The sequence below is a fragment of the Flavobacterium sp. W21_SRS_FM3 genome, from assembly GCF_052113625.1.
Taxonomy (GTDB): domain Bacteria; phylum Bacteroidota; class Bacteroidia; order Flavobacteriales; family Flavobacteriaceae; genus Flavobacterium.
The window spans coordinates 1-21,183 of the sequence record NZ_JBGQOD010000011.1; the positions used below are offsets into that span (position 1 = coordinate 1).

The window sequence follows — 21,183 nt, forward strand, 5'->3', positions numbered from 1 at the left end:
TCTTGATCTGTCAAAAGCAGCTGTTCTTTACGTCCCTGACTTCCTATATTTAGCCATGCAAATTTAGCTGGCGGTTGTTCCTTCATTTTTAAAATAGATAATTCTATCGCTCTTTTTGTGATAGCCGTATTGATCTCGCCAGTAATCTGACAAATGTGAGCTATAGGAATGTTTTCATGCAATGCATTCTTAATTAATTTATTTAGATTTTCTCTAATCACTCTAAGTTCTTCTGGATTATTAGCGCGTTTCGTTTGTTTTACTAGCACCCCTGGATTATTAGCTTGAGCAGTAACTACATCATGTTCTGAAATAATGCCAATGATTTTTGAATTTGGTGTACCATCAGAAGTAACACATAAATGACCTATATTATGCTGAATCATCAGCAATTGTATTTCGGTGACGGATCTATTTGCAGGAACAGTAATTACTGGTGCTGACATTATTTGCTTAGCAGTGTCTGATGTAGAAAAAAGTCCAGTAGCAATTTTAGAACGCAAATCTTTATCAGTAATAATTCCAATTGGCAAATCATTTTCTTGAATGATAACACTACCTATTTTATTCTTAACCATCATGTTAGCGATAGTTTTCACTGTGTCCTGCTGGGTTGCCACAATTGGTTCGGGCGTATGTGAAATTGGTTTAAAATATTGAATAACATCATCCTCTTCGTTATAAACTACATTTTCTGAAATTAATTTTCCTTTATTGTCTTTGTCGTAAGGATTACGCGTATTAGATGCAAAGCTTTGTAATAAAAAAGTAGAGACATCTGGATTTTGAAATACGTATAGTTTAAAAATTTCAATAGGGATTGCATACAGCAAACTTTCTTCTTGAGCCACTGCATCCATTAAGTAATGATCCTTAGCAAAAAATGGTCGTAATCCTAAGATATCTCCTTCATCACACTTATCGATTAGAATATCTTTATTTTCATGTGAAATAGTTAAACCCACTGCTCCGTCTTTAACTATATAAAAAAAAGAGTGCGGCTGATCATTAGCATTAAAAAGCACTTGACTTTTCTCAAGATACACCACCTGAGATTCTTCAGAAATACTAATCAGTTCAGGGATTGTAAGACTCATAAATGGTGGATGCGATTTTAAAAAATCAGCAATTCGTTCAGCTATTGAATTTTTCATAGACAATTTATTAATAGCTAAAGTTACGTATTATTACCAAGCATTTAGTTTTAGAGAGTTAAACCAAATAATTATATTTTTAAAATAACTAACAATACCACACTTATACACTAATTAAAATAGAGCTTTATCAAAATTTAATAGTTTTATATACATTATTCTCATTAGTATAATTGCTAATTTACTATATTTATGCAAATTTTATATATATGGAGATTTTAGCCTGCCCAAAGTGCCAAGGAACCAACATCATTAAAAGTGGCATTATTAGCAACAAACAAAGGTTTTTATGTAAAAAATGTAATTATTTTTTCACAGTTAATAAAATAGGAAAAAAGATAGATGATTACTACGTAACTAAGGCGCTACAGTTGTACTTAGAAGGACTCAGTTATCGTGAAATTGAACGCATTATCGGGGTTTCACACGTTACTGTAAGCAATTGGGTGAAATCATTTAACATCAAGAAACCTTCGCATGCTAACTATCATCCTACATACAAGATTTTTAATCACTTAGAACTTGTAGAGTATATCAAAAATAAAGATTTACTATCTGGAGCGGGTATGATTATAACCGAACTGGGAGATAAATTTATGCTTATAAAATGGGAGCGTTTCAAAGATTAACTATATTACTTTACAACTATATATATCTTAATTTTTTTTATTAACAAAAAATTAGAATTTGGTACTATTAAAACTAACCGTTTTATTAACCAAACTTTTAATTTATTATGAAAAAAATGTATTTGATTGCGGTAGTCCTACTTCTTTCTTTTAAAAGTTTTTCACAAGGCTCTCCTGACTATGGTGCCGGAATGAAATTCAATTTTAATGAAGATGGTTCAAAGTATTTAAGAGTCCTATCATGGGCGCAAATCTGGGGACAATACAATTCTGATCGCCCTTTGGACGGAAATGGAAATGAACAAGCTGATTTAGATTTCAGCGTAAGAAGAGCTCGTGTATTAATGTATGCGCAAATTAATAAAGACTTTTTGATTGTCACTCACTTTGGACTTAATAGTCTGAATACTGATACAATGAGCCCTACAGGAAAAGGGGACGGATCTCAATTATTTATGCATGATGTCTGGGCACAATACAGCCTTGGGAAAAACAATGCCGTAGGTGGTGGACTGCATTACTGGAATGGTATCTCTCGTTTAAACAATCAAAGTACTTTAAACATCATGACTTTAGACAACCAAAGACAGGCGTGGGCAACATTAGGCTTATCTGACCAATTTGCCAGACATATCGGAGTCTATGCGAAAGGAACTTTGGGAAAATTTCAGTACCGTGTTGCTATGAACGGCGCTTCAACTAACAATTTGCAAGCAACTACAGTACCTACAAATGGAGGCGCAGCGACATATACGGGTAAAAGATTGTTAGGCTCAAAAGAAGCCGGAAGAACATATGCTGGTTACTTTGAATATGGCTTTTTAGATTCTGAAAGTAATTTCTTGCCTTATAAAGTGGGTACTTACTTAGGAACTAAAAAAGTATTTAATATTGGAGCGGGTTTCTTTTCTCATCCCAATGGATCTGTAATTGCAAATGCTACAGGAAATTTAAGCGGAGAAGACGTGACCATCTTAGGACTTGATGCGTTTTATGATGTTCCATTAGGAACGCAAGGTGCAGCATTTACAGCCTATGCATTATATCAAAATTCTGATTATGGGAAAGATTATACGCTGCGAACAACTTACGAAACTGGATCTATGATTCATGGTCACTTAGGTTATGTTATCCCCGGAAAGTCAAAAACTCGTTTCCAGCCTTATATTTCTTATGACGACAGAAAGATAGATGCTTTAAACGATAATGCGTCGCAGTTGGGTATCGGTGCAAATGCGTTTTTCAGCGGACATAATTCAAAACTAACTTTAGAATACCAAACCTTAAAATATGCTGCAAACAAGGCGGTTAATACCGTGACGCTGCAAGCAATGATCTATCTATAACCATTAACCATTTTACTATACTATTATGAGCGATAAACAAGATAAAGCAACAGCTTATTGGAAGGAAAACTTAAGATACCTTTTAATTTTATTAAGCATTTGGTTTGCTGTTTCCTATGGAGCAGGAATCCTTTTCAAACAGGCACTAGATTCTATTAAATTAGGTGGATTTCCACTTGGTTTTTGGTTTGCACAACAAGGTTCAATATATGTATTTGTCATACTGATATTTGTTTATGTTCGATTGATGAACAAATTAGATAAGAAATACGGCTTCGACGAATAATTTTAAAAATAAAAAAATAAAATATTATGGATTTACAAACTTGGACCTATATAATTGTTGGGGTAACATTTGCCCTTTATATTGGAATTGCCATCTGGTCTCGTGCCGGATCTACTAAAGAATTTTATGTTGCTGGTGGAGAAATTTCTCCGTTAGCTAATGGTATGGCTACTGCAGCTGACTGGATGAGTGCCGCATCATTTATATCAATGGCAGGGATCATCTCCTTTGATGGCTATGACGGTGCTGTGTACTTAATGGGCTGGACTGGAGGATATGTGCTACTGGCACTTTTATTAGCCCCTTATCTTAGGAAATTTGGAAAATTTACGGTTCCAGATTTTATTGGAGAGCGTTACTATTCTAATAGCGCTAGAACAGTTGCTATTATTTGTGCACTCGTAGTTTCATTTACCTACGTAGCAGGACAAATGCGTGGTGTAGGATTAGTGTTTTCTAAATTTCTTGAAGTAGATATTAATACTGGTGTTATTATAGGAATGATAATCGTTTTATTTTATGCTACTCTAGGAGGAATGAAAGGGATTACCTATACCCAAGTAGCACAATATTGTGTGTTAATATTTGCTTTCATGGTACCAGCCATTTTTATTTCTATACAAATGACAGGAAACCCAATTCCACAATTAGGAATGGGGGGGACAGTTACAGGAACAGATACTTATTTAATAGATAAATTAAACGGTCTTTCAACAGAACTGGGTTTTGCCGTCTATACCGATGGAACAAAATCAATGATCGATGTTTTTGCTATAACCCTTGCTTTAATGGTGGGTACGGCAGGATTACCACACGTTATTGTTCGTTTCTTTACTGTTAAAAGAGTAAAAGATGCTAGGAAATCAGCTGGATATGCTTTGATTTTAATTGCTATTCTTTATACAACTGCTCCCGCAATTGCCGTTTTTGCTAAAACAAATTTAATTGAAACCGTTAATGGAAAAGAATATTCATCAATGCCAGCTTGGTTTACCAAATGGGAAACTACAGGTTTATTAACATTTGAAGATAAAAACGGAGATGGTAAAATTCAGTATTATAATGACAAGTCTAAAGACGCTGCATTTTTAGCAGCCGAAGAAGCTAAAGGAAATAAAGGAAGTGAGCTGACTATTGATAAAGACATCATGGTATTAGCTAATCCTGAAATTGCCAACTTACCAAACTGGGTTATTGCATTAGTTGCTGCTGGAGCATTAGCTGCTGCCCTATCTACTGCTGCTGGTTTGTTATTAGTAATTTCAGCATCTGTTTCTCATGATATTATTAAAAAAATGATCAACCCAAACATCTCAGAAAAAGGAGAACTATGGGCTGCTCGTGGAGCTGCTGCTGTTGCTGTGGTGATAGCAGGTTATTTTGGGATTAATCCTCCAGGCTTTGTCGCCGCCGTCGTCGCGCTTGCATTTGGTTTAGCGGCTGCTTCATTATTTCCTGCGATTATTCTTGGAATTTTCGACAAAAAAATGAATAAAGAAGGCGCTATCGCCGGAATGGTTACTGGTTTAGTTTTGATGCTTTTTTATATGCTGAAATTCAAATTCGGACTTTTTGATGGTGGTAAAGAGGCTGTTGCCGGTTTAAAAGAAAGCTGGTGGTTCGGAATCTCTCCAGAAGGTTTTGGAACGATTGCGATGATTGTCAACTTTACAGTTGCTTTAACAGTGAAACGTTTTACTCCAGCACCTCCACAAGATGTTCAAGATATTGTAGAACACATTAGAATCCCTTCGGGCGCGGGTGAAGCAACACATTAGAAACCAATAACTTTAATAAATTATTTTAAACTATACAATCTCTACATTTTTTCTGTAGAGATTGTATTATTTAATACCATGAAAAAACGACACGAACAAAAATTAGTTATCCTATCACTACTAATGTTATTAGTATTGAATATTCCATTGTTATTATTGTTTGACAGTTCAGAATCTCTTTTGGGCTTTCCCATTGTATACTTCTATATTTTCTCGGCTTGGTTATTTTCTTTAGCGATCTCTTACTTAATCATAAAAAGATATTATGAGTAGTATTGTGCTTTTACTAATTTTAACAATCTATGTATCAATCTTATTTTACATAGCACATTGGGCGGAAAAAAGGAGTCACACTAAATGGACAAACAATCCTTACATCTATTCTTTATCCTTAGCAGTTTATTGCACGGCTTGGACATACTATGGAAGCATTGGTGTAGCTGCAGATTCAGGCTTAAGTTATTTGACCATCTATTTAGGTCCGATTATTATTATTCCTACTTGGATGATAATTCTTAAAAGAATTATTCGAATTTCCAGAGTGAATAAAATCTCAAGTATTGCTGATTTTATTTCGTTACGCTATGGTAATAGCCGATTCCTAGGAGCATTAGTAACATTAATATGTGTTTTTGGGGTTTTGCCCTACATAGCCTTACAATTGAAATCTATTTCAGACACTTTCAATATTGTAACAAAAACACAATCTAGTGCTAATATTTTTAGTGATACTACAACTTATGTATGCGTAGCACTGGCTTTATTTGCCTCTTATTATGGAACAAGATACGTAGACGCCTCCGAAAAAAGGCGTGGAATTGTTACTGCAGTAGCCATGGAATCTATATTAAAACTAGTCTTCTTTTTGATTATTGGTATTTATGTAACTTACTTTGTTTTTGATGGCTTTGATGATATTTACAGCAAGGCTTCACTATTAGATAGTTTTGACAAAAAAAACACAATAGGTGGATTAAGCGAAGGGATCAATTGGTTTTTTCTTTGCGTTTTATCCATGTTTGCTATTTTTCTGTTACCAAGACAGTTTCATACCGCCATAGTTGAAAATAATAAAGAGTCCCACATACGAACTGCTATTTGGCTTTTTCCATTGTACTTACTGCTTTTCAATATTTTTGTCTATCCAATTGCTTGGGGAGGAAACATCCTTTTTGAAGGGAAGGGTTTTAACGCTGATACCTACTCCTTACTAATTCCGCAATTTTTCAATAATAGTTTCTTAACTGTTATTGTTTTCCTAGGTGGATTTTCGGCAGCAATTTCTATGATCATAGTTTCTTCTATCTCTTTAGCAACGATGCTTAGTAATAATTTACTTATCCCGTATGGATTTGTAGGTTCGCTGGCGGATACTTCACAACAAAAAAACAGTAAACGTATTGTCAACAGCCGAAAAATAGGGATTTTTATGCTAATAATTTTGGCCTATGCCATCTATAGGGGTTTCATTTTAGACTACTCTTTAGTATCTGTTGGCTTGGTGTCATTTGTTGTTATAGCGCAATTAGCTCCATCGTTTTTTGGTGCCTTGTTCTGGAAAAGAGGATCAAAAAAAGGTGCTGTAACAGGAATCATCCTTGGATTTTTAGTTTGCTTATATACCATACTCATTCCTTATGCGGTAGGGGTGACAAAATCTTCAAGTACCTTTATTCAAGAAGGCCCATGGGGAATCCAGATGCTAAAACCATTTGAAATTTTAGGGTTGGATTACTTAGAGCCTATTCAACATGCTTTTTTTTGGAGTTTACTAGTAAACACCATGAGTTACTTAGCCGTTTCGGTTAGTTTTAAAGGAAATTATAGAGAGCGCAATTATGCTGAAATGTTTGTGGATATTGATAAATACATCACTAATCATGAAAATGCCTTTGTATGGAAGGGAGTTGCTTACGTTTCTGACATTCAAAAAGTACTACAGCGTTTTCTAGGAGAAACAAGAACTAAAAGAGCGCTAAACATCTTTAATTTAAAATACAATATTGACAGAAACAATAATACGGCTGATGCGCGTTTTATAAAATTTGCAGAGAATTTATTGACTGGCCATATTGGTACGGCTTCCGCCAAAATTTTAATTTCGAGTGTTATAAAAGAAGATAAAATTAGCTTACCCGAAGTGTTACGAATTTTAGAGGAATCAAAAGAAAATATTATAATTAATAAAAAATTGATTGACACTTCCAATGAGTTAAAAACAATTTCTGAAAAATTAAAAAATGCTAATCAGGAATTGATCAATAAAGACATTCAAAAAGATGAGTTTCTTGATACCGTAACGCATGAATTACGAACACCAATTACGGCAATTCGGGCAGCAAGTGAAATTCTCCACGATGATGATGATATTCCACAAGAATTAAGAAAACAATTTCTAAAAAGTATCATTACAGAATCTGATCGTCTCAACCGTTTGATTGATAAAATTTTGGACTTAGAAAAATTTGAAACCGGCAAACAAAAACTGTACTTGTCAAAAAACAACATTTCAAAAACAATAAATAACACCTTACAATCAGTAAAACAATTATTAACAAACAAGAATATCGAAGTACAGTTTGAACAGGCTTCAAAAGAAATAAAAGCTTTTTATGATGAAGAAAGGATTATTCAAGTGATCCATAATTTAGTTTCAAACGCCATAAAATTTTGTTCGCCAAAAGAGGGTAAGATCACAATCAAGATAAAAGAAAACCATCAAGATATTGAGGTAAGCATACACAACAATGGTAGAGGAATTAAAGTAGAAGAATTTGAACCCATATTTGAAAAGTTTTATCAGTCGAGGGATCAAAATGTAAAAAAACCCATTGGCAGCGGCTTAGGTCTAGCGATATGCAAGCAGATAATCGAACATCATAAAGGAAAAATCTGGGCCGAAAGCACCGAAGGGAATGGAGCAACATTTATTTTTACTTTACCGAATTATAATACTACAGAAAACCAATAGAGATGAAGAAGATTTTAATCGTAGATGATGAGCCTAATATTGTGATGTCGCTGGAATATACTTTTAAGAAAAATAATTTCGAAGTTTTTATCGCGCGTGATGGTCAAGAAGCATTAGACATTTTAGAAAATCAACTTCCAGATGTGATTATTTTAGATGTAATGATGCCAATGGTTGATGGTTTTGCCACATTACAGCAGATAAAAAAAGATGAAAGACTACAAAATTGCAAAGTCATTTTCCTTTCGGCAAAAAATAAAGAAAAGGATGTTGAAAAAGGACTTTCATTAGGAGCAAATTTATATGTGGTCAAGCCTTTTTCGATAAAAAAATTAGTAGAACAAGTACAAGAGTTAATTCAATAATTTAGCACACCTGCATCATGAATTACAATGATTTATATACAGAAAGTATTTGTGAACCCGAGAAATTTTGGGCAGCACAAGCAGACAAAATTGACTGGTATAAAAAACCAGCCATTATTTTGTCTAAAGATAAAAACGGATATCCATTATGGTTTGAAGATGGCGAGCTCAACCTTTGTTATCTAACCATAGACAAACACGTTCAAGATGGTTTTGGTGATCAAGTGGCTTTAATCTATGATTCCCCAGTAACACAAACCATTAAAAAATACACTTTCTCTGAAGTTAAGACAGAGGTGGCAAAACTTGCAGGAGGAATGTTAGCATTAGGTCTCAAAAAGGGCAATACAGCTATTATCTATATGCCCATGATTCCACAAACGGCATTTGCAATGTTAGCTTGCGCTAGAATCGGGGTTACCCATTCGGTAGTTTTTGGAGGATTCGCACCGCATGAATTAGCAATCAGGATCGATGACTGTAAACCTAGAGCAATTATTACGGCCTCTTCAGGAATAGAAGTTGATCGTTTAATTGCCTACAAGCCGCTGGTTGATGAAGCGATTAACTTAGCCGAACACAAACCAAAAAAAGTGATTGTGTACAATAGAAAACTCGGCGCTAGAGTTCCATTTAAAAAATATGATGTTGACTATGACACTTTAGTATATGGCTCTGAGGAAACGCCATGTGTTCCAGTGAATGCTACACATCCATTATATATTTTATATACATCAGGAACAACTGGAAAACCAAAGGGAATCGTTAGAGATACTGGAGGTTATGCTGTGGCTTTGCTGTTTTCGATGACATACATTTATAACGTAAAAGCGGGAGAAACTTTCTGGGCAGCATCAGACATGGGATGGGCTGTAGGACATAGTTACATTCTTTATGGCCCTCTATTAAATAGAAATACCACCGTTATTTTTGAAGGAAAACCAATTAAAACTCCAGATGCAAGTACGTTTTGGAGGGTTATTTCAGAACACCAAGTAGCGACGATGTTTACCGCTCCCACGGCAATTAGAGCTATCAAGAAAGAAGATCCTGATGGAGAATTTATAAAAAAATATGATTTAAGCCACTTAAGAAATCAGTTTCTTGCGGGTGAACGTTGTGACAATGCTACTTTAGCATGGTTTCAAAAACACATACCTATTCCCGTAATTGACCATTGGTGGCAAACAGAATCCGGGTGGCCTATGGTTGCTAATTCTCTAGGAATAGAGAAAATGCCTGTAAAATCAGGATCAGCAACAAAAGCTGTTTGTGGATATGCTATTAAAATTTTCAATGAAAACGGGCAGGAAGTGGGTGCTAATGAAGAAGGCTTAGTGGTTATCAAATTACCGCTTCCACCAGGGAATATGTTAGGAATCTGGGAAAATGAGGAACGTTTTCAAGCAAGTTATTTCAGGAAATTTGATGGTTATTACTTATCGGGTGACGGCGGCTATAAGGATGCTGATGATTATATATTTATTACCGGGCGAGTGGATGATGTGATCAATGTTGCTGGACATCGTTTTTCTACTGCCGAAATGGAAGAGATTGTAGCCTCACATGAACTAATTGCCGAATGTGCAGTGATCGGTATAAATGACGACTTAAAAGGGCAAATCCCTTTAGCTCTGGTGGTAACAAAATTAAATACGACAATGGAACATTTTCAATTACAACAAGAAATTGAAAATTTAGTACGGCAGCAAATAGGGGCTGTTGCCTCCTTAAAAAATATAGTCATTGTAAAACGATTGCCCAAAACTAGGTCTGGCAAAACGCTCCGGAAATTATTGCGGAGTTTAGCAGATGGCGACGACTATCAAATCCCATCTACTATTGACGATGAAACAATTATTGACGAAATTAATATTGTCTTAAAGAAACATAAAATTGGTTGTTATAAAATTAAATAAAAATTAAAAAATTATGAGCCGTTATAAAATTAACAATTTAGAAGAGTACTTTAAAGAATATAAAAAATCAGTTCGAGAGCCTAAAAAATTCTGGGATAAAATTGCCGCAGAAAACTTTACTTGGTACCAACAGTGGGAAAAAGTAGTCGATTTTAATATGGCCGAAGCCGATATAAAATGGTTTGTTGATGCCAAAGTAAACATTACAAAAAATTGTATTGACAGGCACTTAGCCAAAAAAGGAGATAAAACTGCCATTATTTTTGAACCAAATAATCCAGAGGAAGAAGCCTTACATATTTCTTATAATGAACTACATCAACGGGTAGGTAAAATGGCCAATGTTTTGCGTGAACAGGGTATAAAGAAAGGAGATCGTGTATGTATTTACTTGCCAATGATTCCTGAATTAGCGGTTGCCGTTTTAGCTTGTGCACGAATTGGTGCTATTCATTCGGTTGTCTTTGCTGGGTTTTCATCAGCAGCAGTAGCTACTAGAATAAATGATAGCGATTGCAAACTAGTCATCACTTCTGACGGTGGATACCGTGGCAATAAAACCATTGATTTGAAAGGAATAATCGATGAAGCTTTAACCGACTGTCCTTGTGTCGAAAAAGTTTTGGTTGCCAAAAGAACAAATACTGCCATTAATATGAAAGACGGACGTGACCATTGGTTGCAACCGCTCCTAGATGAAGCATTAGATAATAATGTTGCTGAAATCATGGATGCCGAAGACCCTTTATTTATACTATACACTTCTGGTTCTACCGGAAAACCAAAAGGTATGGTACACACTACAGCTGGATATATGGTTTACACAGCCTATACTTTTAAAAATGTCTTTAATTATGAAGAAAATGATATTTACTGGTGTACTGCTGATATCGGTTGGATTACAGGTCACTCCTATATTCTATACGGTCCGCTGCTAAATGGGGCTACAACCGTGATCTTCGAAGGAGTCCCTTCTTACCCAGATTACAGCCGTTTTTGGGAAATTATCGAAAAACACAAGATCACACAATTTTATACTGCTCCAACTGCAATTCGTGCTTTAGCGAAAGAAAGTTTAGATTACGTCCAAAAATTCCCGTTAAAAACGCTAAAAGTTATTGGGTCTGTAGGAGAACCTATTAATGAAGAGGCATGGCACTGGTACAATGACCATGTAGGTGATAAAAGATGTCCTGTTGTAGATACCTGGTGGCAAACTGAAACAGGTGGAATTATGATTTCGCCTATTCCTTTTGTAACCCCTACAAAGCCAACTTATGCAACTTTACCTTTACCGGGAATACAAGCTGTATTGATGGATGAAAAACGAAATGAAATTGAAGAAAACCAAGTAGTAGGCAGTTTGTGTATCAAATATCCATGGCCGGGAATTGCTAGAACCATCTGGGGAAATCACAAACGATACAAAGAAACATATTTTACCGCCTTTCCAGGTAAATATTTCACTGGGGATGGAGCTTTACGTGATGAAGTAGGGTATTATAGAATCACAGGACGTGTGGATGATGTTGTCATTGTATCGGGGCATAATTTGGGAACGGCACCTATTGAGGATGCGATTAATGAGCATCCCGCTGTGGCAGAAAGCGCCATAGTAGGTTTTCCTCATGACATTAAGGGAAATGCTTTATATGGCTTTGTAATTTTGAAAGAGTCAGGTGAATATCGTGATCGCGATAATCTTAGCAAAGAAATCAATCAACAGATTTCCAACCAAATAGGACCCATAGCCAAATTAGATAAAATACAATTTGTTACCGGTTTACCCAAAACTCGTTCTGGAAAAATTATGCGTAGAATTCTTCGTAAAATAGCTGAAGGTGATTATTCTAACTTTGGAGATACCTCTACATTATTAAATCCTGAGATTGTAGATGAAATTAAAGCAGGACGAATCTAAATCCTATACCATAATTAAACTGCTTCAAATTCTGAAGCAGTTTTTTTACAAAAAAAAGCTGTCTTTTCAGACAGCCTTTTTTATAAATTGGACCTTATTAGTTCTTTACAAACTTCATGAATTGAACTTGATTTTCAGCATCATAGGCTTTCACCAAATAAATTCCTTGTGGTAAATCACTTATATTATACTGTTTGTCTTTAGTTAAATCAGTAGTAAAACTTTTTACTACTTGTCCAACAAAAGAATATATATCCACCTTTACTGCCTCACTATTTAAAGTAAAATAGTTAGAAGCGGGATTTGGATACAAAAAAATAGTCTCGTTATTTTCAAAATTCGCAATCGCTAAATTCGCAACTTTATTACCATAAATTCTGAACTCACCAGGAGGTAAATTAATTGGAGTACTGGCATTAACCACATTGATACTCGTATTGTCCATTAGGTTATACCAAGTTCCAGTATAAGGAAAACCAGTAGGAACATTCTGAGCAGTTACATCAAAATTAGCCAAGATCACAACATCTTTTAATTGTGTTGCTGCTAAATTAGGATTGCTGATTTTTATGTTTTGTTGTAACGAACTTGAACTTGTCATGGTGACGTTACCTGAAAACACGGCTTCGCTAGTTTTTAAACTAATCATTTTTGCCCAGTCCTTATAAATCTTCTCCCTGTTAGTCATTCCTAACCAGTTATTTACCCATTGAGGCTGTGGCTTAGTATCTAGTTTACAATCACCAGACATCGCATCATCTGATGTGTTTACAGTTCCATTATTACAGCTAAATATAGACGTTTCCCATCCTAGTTCACCAAAATGCCAAATCATTTTTGGTCCAGGGACTAGTAAAGAGACAGCACCTATAGCCGACATTCGCGATAAGGCAACATCTAAGTTTTTTACATTATGAGTCGAATTAGCGCTATTTCCATATTGCACGTTTTTATACATTAGGCGCTCTTCATCATGACTTTCGGCATAGCCCACCAATCTATTTGCAGTAAAACCACGACTAGTACTTGTCATACCTGAAATATTAGACGTATATCCCATAGACAGTTCATTATATGGATCAGTCATTTTACCCCACATCATAATTCCTTTACTAATTCCATCTGCATCCCCAGAGACACGATAGTTTGCCCACTGTTGCTCTTCCTGATTAGTACCTAAATGCTCAAAAATAGTATAGTGCGTTGGGTCTAAACTCCATGAATAATCGGCATAGGTTTTTAAAATAGCAACTCTATCTGCCTGAAATTGATTAGTACAATTGTCTTGTCCGCCCGAAATAGCTGCAGGACAATTTTGCGTAAATCCTTTGGTTAAATCCCAGCGAAAACCGTCTATTTTAAATTCTTCGACCCATTGCTTAATCACTCTTTTCACATAATTCTGAGTTCTAGGCAATTGATGATTGAAATCTTCTCCTACGTTGTAACTGTGTTTTGCCTCAGTATTAAAATAAGGGTTTTCAGTAGTAGGAGAACCCCATCCATCATTATCCGGATCGTTCATCCACATGCGTACCATAGGATTTCGACCAAAAGCATGATTTAAAGCAACATCTAGAATTACTGCGATTCCGTTTTGATGACACAAGTCGATAAATTGCTTCAATTTATTAGAAGGCCCATAGAATTTATCTAAAGCCATATGAAATGAAGTATTGTACCCCCAACTTTCATTTCCTTCAAACTCCATAACAGGTAACAACTCAATAGCGTTAATTTTTAAATTTTTGAAATAGTCAATTTTATCAATCAAATCTTGAAAATTGCGGTGAGAATCAAAATCTCTCACGAGAACTTCATAAACCACTAACTTCTCTTTTTCAGGTTTCACAAAATTAGTCGTTGCACTACTCCAAGCATATGGAGTTTGTCCTGTTTGCAATACAGTCACTTCCCTATCTTGTCCTACAGGATATACAGGCATATTAGGATATGTAGTACTAGGAATTCCAGCATCATCAAAAGGAGATAGCACTAATGTAGAATATGGATCGGCTGTCTTTACTAAAGCTGGGGAATTAGCGATAGGCGAAGTTGCCCCCACCCAATACTGGTAACTATAATTTACACCAGAAACTAAGCCCGAAAGTTCTAGCCAAAATTTTCCCGTAGCTGGGTCTTTCTTCATTGCATATGCTGTGGTAGGTTGCCAATTATTGAAACTTCCTGCAACATAGATAAAATCTTTTAAAGGTGCATCGAGTACCAAAGTCGCTTTAGTAACATCTGAATTATTATAATTGATACCGTCCAGTAAACCTGCTGGCATCGCAGCACTACCTGCACCAGGATTTACAATAACTGTGAATTTTTTAACGATAGTAGTGGCAGCTTGTGTTACCTCTAATTCATAATTTTGATTAGAAGATAAATTTAAATGATTAAAACTATAATTTGCAGTAGCAGAATTAGTATTTATACTTACCCCATTCGACTTTAGGTTGTAACTTGCATTCCCACCCGTATTGTTTGCTGCAATTGTAAAATTAGCTCCAGAAGCAACTATCGTAGCACTATTTTCTACTGGTGAAGTTAAGCTTACTTGAAAAGCTCCCACATTAAAAAAAGTATCAGCAGTTTGCATATTTCCAGCATCATTCCTTAAAACAACACATATCTCAGTAATAGAGCTTGTAGTTGGAACTCCAAAATAAGTGTATAAATCAGGCGTTAAATCTAATTTATAGGAAGTTCCAGAAACGAACGTTAATGCAGGCTGTGTAGTATTGTTTCCCCAAGTCCCTTTAACATTTTGCCATCTTGTCCCGTTTACTGTCAATCCAATATGTGCATATATCGTACCCGTATACGTAGCTAGTGGAGTCCCAGTTTTATTGAAATTAAGAGTTACAACTCCATTTGCAATTGCTGGTGAAGGAGTACTAGTAAATTGAGCAAAAGTTAAAGAGGAGATTAAAAAAAGTGATACTAAAAGTAAAAATTTCTTCATGGTTTTTTGGTTTTAATAAAAAAGGCTACCATAAAGATAGCCTTTTCTAAAGATTAAAAACATATTATTGTTTCACCATAGTATAAGTGTATTTTCTTGGATTACTCAAGTCTAATGTGATTAAGTAAGTTCCTGCAGTTGTACCAATATTTGTACCACCAGCTTCTAGTGTTCCATCAGCACCTGTATCTCCAAAGTTGTAATCCCAATTATTATTAGCTCTAAATTTCATTCCATTATCAGGAGCTGCTTGCGTAGTCAATTTAACTATAGCACTCCATTTTTTAGTCACTTTATCATAAGTCATTGGAGTATCAGTATCCCATCCTCCAGGAGTTCCATTACCAACTACTCCCCAAACTTGTTTAGTAGCTTTGTAGGTTAATTTCTCAGTATCTACTTCCATTTTGTAATACCCTGCTGTTGGAATTTTTATATCCCCACCTTTTGGATCTAAAGTACCAGCTGTTGCTCCAGCACCAAATTCACCTTTCCATTCAGGAAAACTAGTGAATTTAAACGCCGCAGCTGCATCATTGAAATATATATATCCTTCAAAATCTACTTTTCCATATCCTGACGCAGCAAGTGTTGGAGAAGAAGCTGGATCCCAATCTTTAGGATAACCAGACGCGACTGCATAACCACCAGGAACCCATAATTTTGGACTTTCAGTAGTGTAAGGAGTTACAACGATTCCAATAACATTTGAAAACATTTCAGTAGCACCCACAGTTGCTTTAATCCTAACTTCCATTTCAGCAGGAGCGAAAGGAACTGCTTTTAAAGTAAGCGCAGCACCATTCATAGCCTCTACAGTCACTGCAACTTGGTTAGAAGATGGCAAAGCACTTCCTATAACTTGAGCCGTTTTAAACTCATTCCCTTTTTTATCCATCTGTACAACATAGTTTACTTGTACATCACCACCAAAATTAGCAGAAGTCCAAGTAAAACGATCTGCTTGAGAAGTCGCTTTTTCTGGTGTTAAAACATAAGCTGCACCTGACGTTGGAGCCGTTAAAACTGGTGCATCTACACCTTCTACTACGGGTCTGTCTTGAACATCTTCAACGCTGCATGACAAAGCAACTACTGCAAATAAAGCAAGTATTGATTTAGTTATATTTTTCATTTTTATAAATTTATTAAATTATTAGTATCCAGGATTTTGTTGTAATTTTTGATTTGATGCCAATGCATTTGCAGGAATAGGAAATATATTTCTAAAAGTTTGAGTTGGTGATCCACCAGCAGCACCACCTTTAAATGGCCATAAGTAAGCACCGCCTGTAAATTTGCCAAAACGAACTAAATCAGTTCTTCTATGTCCTTCCCAGTGCAACTCTCTAGCTCTTTCGTCTAAAACAAAGTCTAAATTAATGTCTCCTTGGTTTACTGTTGTCGCTTTAGCTCTTGTTCTCAACGCATTCACATAAGTTGCAGCATTAGCAATAGTAGCACCAGCAGCACCTCTAACAGCACATTCAGCATACATTAAATAGGCATCTGCTAAACGGAAAATAGGGAAGTCTGAATCAGAAAAATCTCCTGATTTGTCAGAACCTTGCACTCCATTTACTGTGACATTTCTAAATTTTTGAATAGCATATCCGTCAGTAAAATTGCTAATATCTTTAATCTCTTTCGTCTGACCATCTGTGTAAAATTGACCACGGGTATCCGTAGTATTAGCAGAAAATTTATCGACAAAAGCAGAAGTTGTACGAATTCCTCCCCAACCTCCGTTGATTCCAAATTCCGCAACTTTCATACTTCCTCCAACAGGTGCATGGGTTAAGAATGTAGTACCACCATAAGTCTGTGTACGAAGACCATCAAATCCTATTGTAAAAATAAATTCGTTTTGAGCACCATTTTTGTCATTGTCAGCTAAAAACAATTGATTGTAGTTCGTATGCAATTTGTAAGGAGAGGCGATAACTTTATTAATTAAAGGTACTGCTTCAGCATAATGATCAGTTCCAATGTATACTTTAGCATTCATATACAATTTAGCTTGTAACATCCAAGCAGCCACTTGATCCACACGGTATGCTTCATTTGATTTTGGCGCTTTTAAAAGCGGAGCAACTGCTGTTAATTCTTCATCTATGAATTTATACAAATCAGCTCTTGAGGCATAATCTGGATAATAAAACGTAGTAGGTGAATCTTCTGTTACTAATGAACCACCTCCAAAAGTATCTACTAAATGCCAGTAGGTAATTGCTCTTAAGAAACGAGCTTCAGCTCTGTAAACTGCAATTTCTGCTTTTAAAGCTGCATCTACTCCCCTAGCCGTCAATTTTTCATCAGTAGTCTGACGTAAGAACTCATTACAATTTACAATTTGGAAAGAGAAACGAGCAAAAGTAGCATTGATAAAGCTATCTGATGTAGACCATGACTGAGTATGGAAATCTTTAATAGTTCCATCATTCCATCCTATTACCGCTTCATCAGTAGTCAGTTCTTGCATCATCCAATACCCTCTTATATACTGGCTTGTCCCCTCATCAATACCCGAAATATCTGGTTTTCCTGCAGGACCTTGCTGTCCCGAGGTTGCAAAGCCCGCATATAATTTAGCCAAGTTTTGTTTATAGGAAGCTGGAGTACTAAAAAATTCTTCGCCAGCAACAGAATCTCCATTATCTGGTGATTGGTTCAATTCATTTGTACATGATGGAAATGTAAGCACCAACATAAACATAGAAACTCCCAATAGTTGTTTATATATATTTTTCATTTTCAAGTTATTTTTTTTTTAAAAATTAACGTTTAACCCTAACGTAAATGTAATTGGTCTTGGGTATAGATTATTATCAATTCCTCCAGAGATTTCTGGATCTAATCCGTCATACTTAGTTATAACCAGAACGTTTTGAGCGGCTAAGGTTAACTTCACTAAAGAAGTACTATTTTCTTTTTGATCAAATGTATAACCAACACTTACGTTATCCAAACGGATAAAAGAAGCATCTTGAACATAATAATCTGAGTGTAATTGAAAATCATTAGATTGTTTAAAACCAGTTTCTAGTAGATTAGCTACACCATTATTTAAATCAGTATTTCTTGTTAACACATTATTAGCAACTCCTTTATTAGAATCTACGTTGTTGTAATTATAATTACCCCATGAACCTCTCCAGTTCATTCCCATATCCCAATTTTTGTACGTTACACTTGTATTGAAAGCATAAAACACATCTGAAGCAGGCTTGTGGAAACGGTATTTATCATCTTGATTCACTAAACCGTCTTTATTTCTATCGATAAAAACACCTTCTAATGGTTTGCCATCTGCACCATACGCTTGCTCGTAAACAAAAAATGAACTAGGAGAATAACCTACTTGATGATTTTGAATAGTATTTCCTGTACCTCCAGATATACTTCCAGTATCTATACCTGGTGTATTGTCTTGAGTTGTTGTTAACTTTGTGATTTTTGAATCTTGAAATGTAACATTCCCACCAATTACCCATTGGAAATTATCATTTCGTACAGGTATAACCTCAGCAGCAATCTCAAGTCCTTTATTATCAATCGTACCAATGTTGTAATTGTCTTGATTAGAGAAACCAAAGAAAGAAGGGTTGTAGGTGAATAATAACAAATCCTTAGTAATTCTTTGATAAGCATCTACGCTACCAGAAATTCTGTTGTTAAATAATCCGAAATCAATTCCGACATTTGAAGTCGTCGTTTGCTCCCATTTCAAATTGCTGTTATAAGGCTCTGGTCTATAAGTAGTGTAAAAAGTATCCCCTATTTGATATTGAGCAGCATTATTAGATGCTAAATATAAAGGAATAGACGGATAAGAATTACCTATGTTTTGTTGACCCGTAATACCCCATCCTCCTCTTAATTTTAATGTAGAAATGCTATTTACATTTTTTAAGAAGTTTTCCTCATTTAATTTCCAACCTAAAGCTACAGCTGGGAAGTTTGACCAACGGTAGTCTTCAGTAAATCTAGACGTACCATCTCTTCTATAAGAAAGCGTCAGTAAATACTTATCTGCAACAGTTAAGTTAGTTCTTGCAAAGAAAGATTGTAGATTAATACGTGTTGGTGTAAATAACTCCTCTGTAGTTTTATCATTTTGAAAATTGTAAGCAGATTTGTTTTTAGACTCTTTAAAATCTTGGTAAGTATAACCACCCGTTACATCAATTTGTGTATCTATCGCATCAACTAATTTATTATAGTTTAAATACAAATCCATCAATTTATTGTCACGTGACTCTAAATTTCTATAGGTATTGTTATATCCAGAACCCGCTAAACCGTCACGGAAGTCAGCTTCAGTATTTCCATAACCTGTTCCAGTCATTTGATCGTAACCTAAATTTGCTACTGCTTTCAGCTCTGGCAAGAAGTGCATTTTATAGTCTACTTGAACGTTTCCAATACTTCTGTAAAAGCTACCGTAATTGTTTTGTTGCTCTATTAATGATAGCGGATTCACACCTGCTAATTGGTTATTTTCTGTTGGAGTTGTTTTCCATTGAAAATAAGTACCGTCAGCATTTCTTACTGACTGAGAAGGGTCAAAACTAACCGCTCCACCAATTGCTCCATTATTACTATAGTTACTTTTGATAACTGATGTATTACTATTTAATTCAACTTTCAAATGTTTATCTAAGAAGTTTCCTGTTACGTTAGCTCCAAGAGAAGTTCTTTGTAAATTATCTCTTTTTAAAACACCATTTAAATTAGCATATCCAACTGAGGCTCTATAAACCACATTATCAGTTCCACCACTTAATGAAATATTGTGATCTGTACCAATAGCTGTTCTATAGATTTCATCTTGCCAATCTGTATCTGCAGTACCTACTAACGCTTGCTGAGCTGCGTTTCCGTTTGCGGCAACAAATTCTTTAAATTGAGCACTTGATAACGCATCTACTTTTTTAGTAATTTCAGATACTTGAAGATTCCCATTATAAGTTACTTGTAAGTCTCCTGATTTACCTTTCTTAGTAGTAATAATGATTACCCCATTAGAAGCACGTGATCCATAAATAGCCGTTGCAGAAGCATCTTTTAAAATCGAAATAGATTCAATATTATTTTGATTAATAGTAACCAATGGATTTCTTCCACCTTCTACACCACCATTTGCAACAGGTACACCATCTATTACATATAAAGGATCATTACTTGCTGATAACGAAGATCCACTTCTAATTCTAATAACTGGATCCACACCTGGCGAACCACCACCATTAATAATTTGTAAACCAGCTACTTTACCTTGAATCATTTGATCTGCAGATGTTACTGGTCCTTTGTTAAAGTCTTTAGTCCCTAATACAGTTACAGCTCCTGTTGCATCTTTTTTCTTAACAGTACCGTAACCCACTTGGATTACAACCTCTTTAAGTTGATTTTGATCTTCTTCTAAAGAAACCGTTAAAGATTTTTGAGCAACATAACTTACAACTGTATTTTTGTATCCAATAAAAGAAAAGACAACTTGGTCTCCTTTTTTTACATTAGACAGCTGAAACTTACCATCAAAATCTGTTGAAACGCCATTTATGGCACCTTGCACATTTACATTTACTCCTGGTATTGGCTGTCCTGATGTTTTATCAAGTACCGTTCCATTAAGAGTATTCTGAGCCAGAATACTTAAAGGCAGTAGTAGTAATAAAAATAACAACTTTTTATAAATTGTTTTCATACTTTTTGTTTAAATTAATTTGTTTTTTTTGAATTTTACTCTTACTTCGAATGTTAAATTTATGTAAATTTTAACGTGCTCGACAAAGACACTTCTATATTAGTTTACGAAAACGTAATAGTGTTGAAAACTT

13 protein-coding genes are annotated in these 21,183 nt (G+C 35.2%); 8 read left to right on the plus strand and 5 right to left on the minus strand.

Translation table 11 applies throughout. The features are described 5' to 3' along the window. Positions 1 to 1,154, minus strand: a 1,154-nt coding sequence (locus ACEN2K_RS13740; RefSeq protein WP_441759906.1) for a CBS domain-containing protein, incomplete at its 3' end; no start/stop codon positions are given. Between the two features lie 209 nt (positions 1,155 to 1,363). Between ACEN2K_RS13740 and ACEN2K_RS13745 the strand changes: the two genes are divergently transcribed. The 8 genes from ACEN2K_RS13745 (at position 1,364) to acs (ending at position 12,369) form a co-directional block, all read left to right on the plus strand. Further along, positions 1,364 to 1,783 carry a transposase gene (locus tag ACEN2K_RS13745; RefSeq protein ID WP_441759907.1) on the plus strand — a complete coding sequence of 140 codons (420 nt, stop codon included), beginning with the start codon at positions 1,364 to 1,366 and terminating at the stop codon, positions 1,781 to 1,783. A 107-nt stretch (positions 1,784 to 1,890) separates the two neighbouring features. Further along, a complete protein-coding gene (locus ACEN2K_RS13750; protein WP_441759908.1) occupies positions 1,891 to 3,129 on the plus strand; it encodes a hypothetical protein in 1,239 nt (412 codons plus the stop codon). A 25-nt stretch (positions 3,130 to 3,154) separates the two neighbouring features. After that, entirely contained in the window at positions 3,155 to 3,415 is a 261-nt protein-coding gene (locus ACEN2K_RS13755; protein ID WP_441759909.1) for a DUF4212 domain-containing protein, read from the plus strand. A 26-nt stretch (positions 3,416 to 3,441) separates the two neighbouring features. Next, entirely contained in the window at positions 3,442 to 5,193 is a 1,752-nt protein-coding gene (locus tag ACEN2K_RS13760) for a sodium:solute symporter family protein (protein WP_441759910.1), read from the plus strand. A 265-nt stretch (positions 5,194 to 5,458) separates the two neighbouring features. After that, positions 5,459 to 8,164 carry an ATP-binding protein gene (locus ACEN2K_RS13765; RefSeq protein ID WP_441759911.1) on the plus strand — a complete coding sequence of 902 codons (2,706 nt, stop codon included), beginning with the start codon at positions 5,459 to 5,461 and terminating at the stop codon, positions 8,162 to 8,164. 2 nt (positions 8,165 to 8,166) lie between these two features. Next, the gene (locus tag ACEN2K_RS13770; RefSeq protein ID WP_441759912.1) at positions 8,167 to 8,529 is read left to right on the plus strand and encodes a response regulator transcription factor; all 363 of its coding nucleotides are present in this window, start codon (positions 8,167 to 8,169) and stop codon (positions 8,527 to 8,529) included. Positions 8,530 to 8,546: 17 nt separating this feature from the next. Then, positions 8,547 to 10,448 (plus strand): AMP-binding protein, encoded by a 1,902-nt coding sequence (locus ACEN2K_RS13775; RefSeq protein WP_441759913.1) that lies wholly within the window; start codon positions 8,547 to 8,549, stop codon positions 10,446 to 10,448. 13 nt (positions 10,449 to 10,461) lie between these two features. Further along, entirely contained in the window at positions 10,462 to 12,369 is a 1,908-nt protein-coding gene (gene acs / locus ACEN2K_RS13780; protein ID WP_441759914.1) for an acetate--CoA ligase, read from the plus strand. 97 nt (positions 12,370 to 12,466) lie between these two features. Here the strand turns inward: acs and ACEN2K_RS13785 are convergent, their stop codons facing one another. From ACEN2K_RS13785 to ACEN2K_RS13800, 4 genes are all read right to left on the minus strand, one after another. Continuing rightward, positions 12,467 to 15,340 (minus strand): alpha-amylase family glycosyl hydrolase, encoded by a 2,874-nt coding sequence (locus ACEN2K_RS13785; RefSeq protein WP_441759915.1) that lies wholly within the window; start codon positions 15,338 to 15,340, stop codon positions 12,467 to 12,469. Positions 15,341 to 15,404: 64 nt separating this feature from the next. Next, positions 15,405 to 16,475 (minus strand): SusE domain-containing protein, encoded by a 1,071-nt coding sequence (locus tag ACEN2K_RS13790; protein ID WP_441759916.1) that lies wholly within the window; start codon positions 16,473 to 16,475, stop codon positions 15,405 to 15,407. A 21-nt stretch (positions 16,476 to 16,496) separates the two neighbouring features. Further along, complete coding sequence (locus tag ACEN2K_RS13795; RefSeq protein ID WP_441759917.1) at positions 16,497 to 18,092, minus strand: RagB/SusD family nutrient uptake outer membrane protein; 1,596 nt, start codon at positions 18,090 to 18,092, stop codon at positions 16,497 to 16,499. An 18-nt stretch (positions 18,093 to 18,110) separates the two neighbouring features. Next, on the minus strand, positions 18,111 to 21,050 hold the full coding sequence (locus tag ACEN2K_RS13800; protein WP_441759918.1) for a SusC/RagA family TonB-linked outer membrane protein: 2,940 nt from the start codon (positions 21,048 to 21,050) through the stop codon (positions 18,111 to 18,113). Between the last annotated feature and the right edge of the window lie 133 nt (positions 21,051 to 21,183).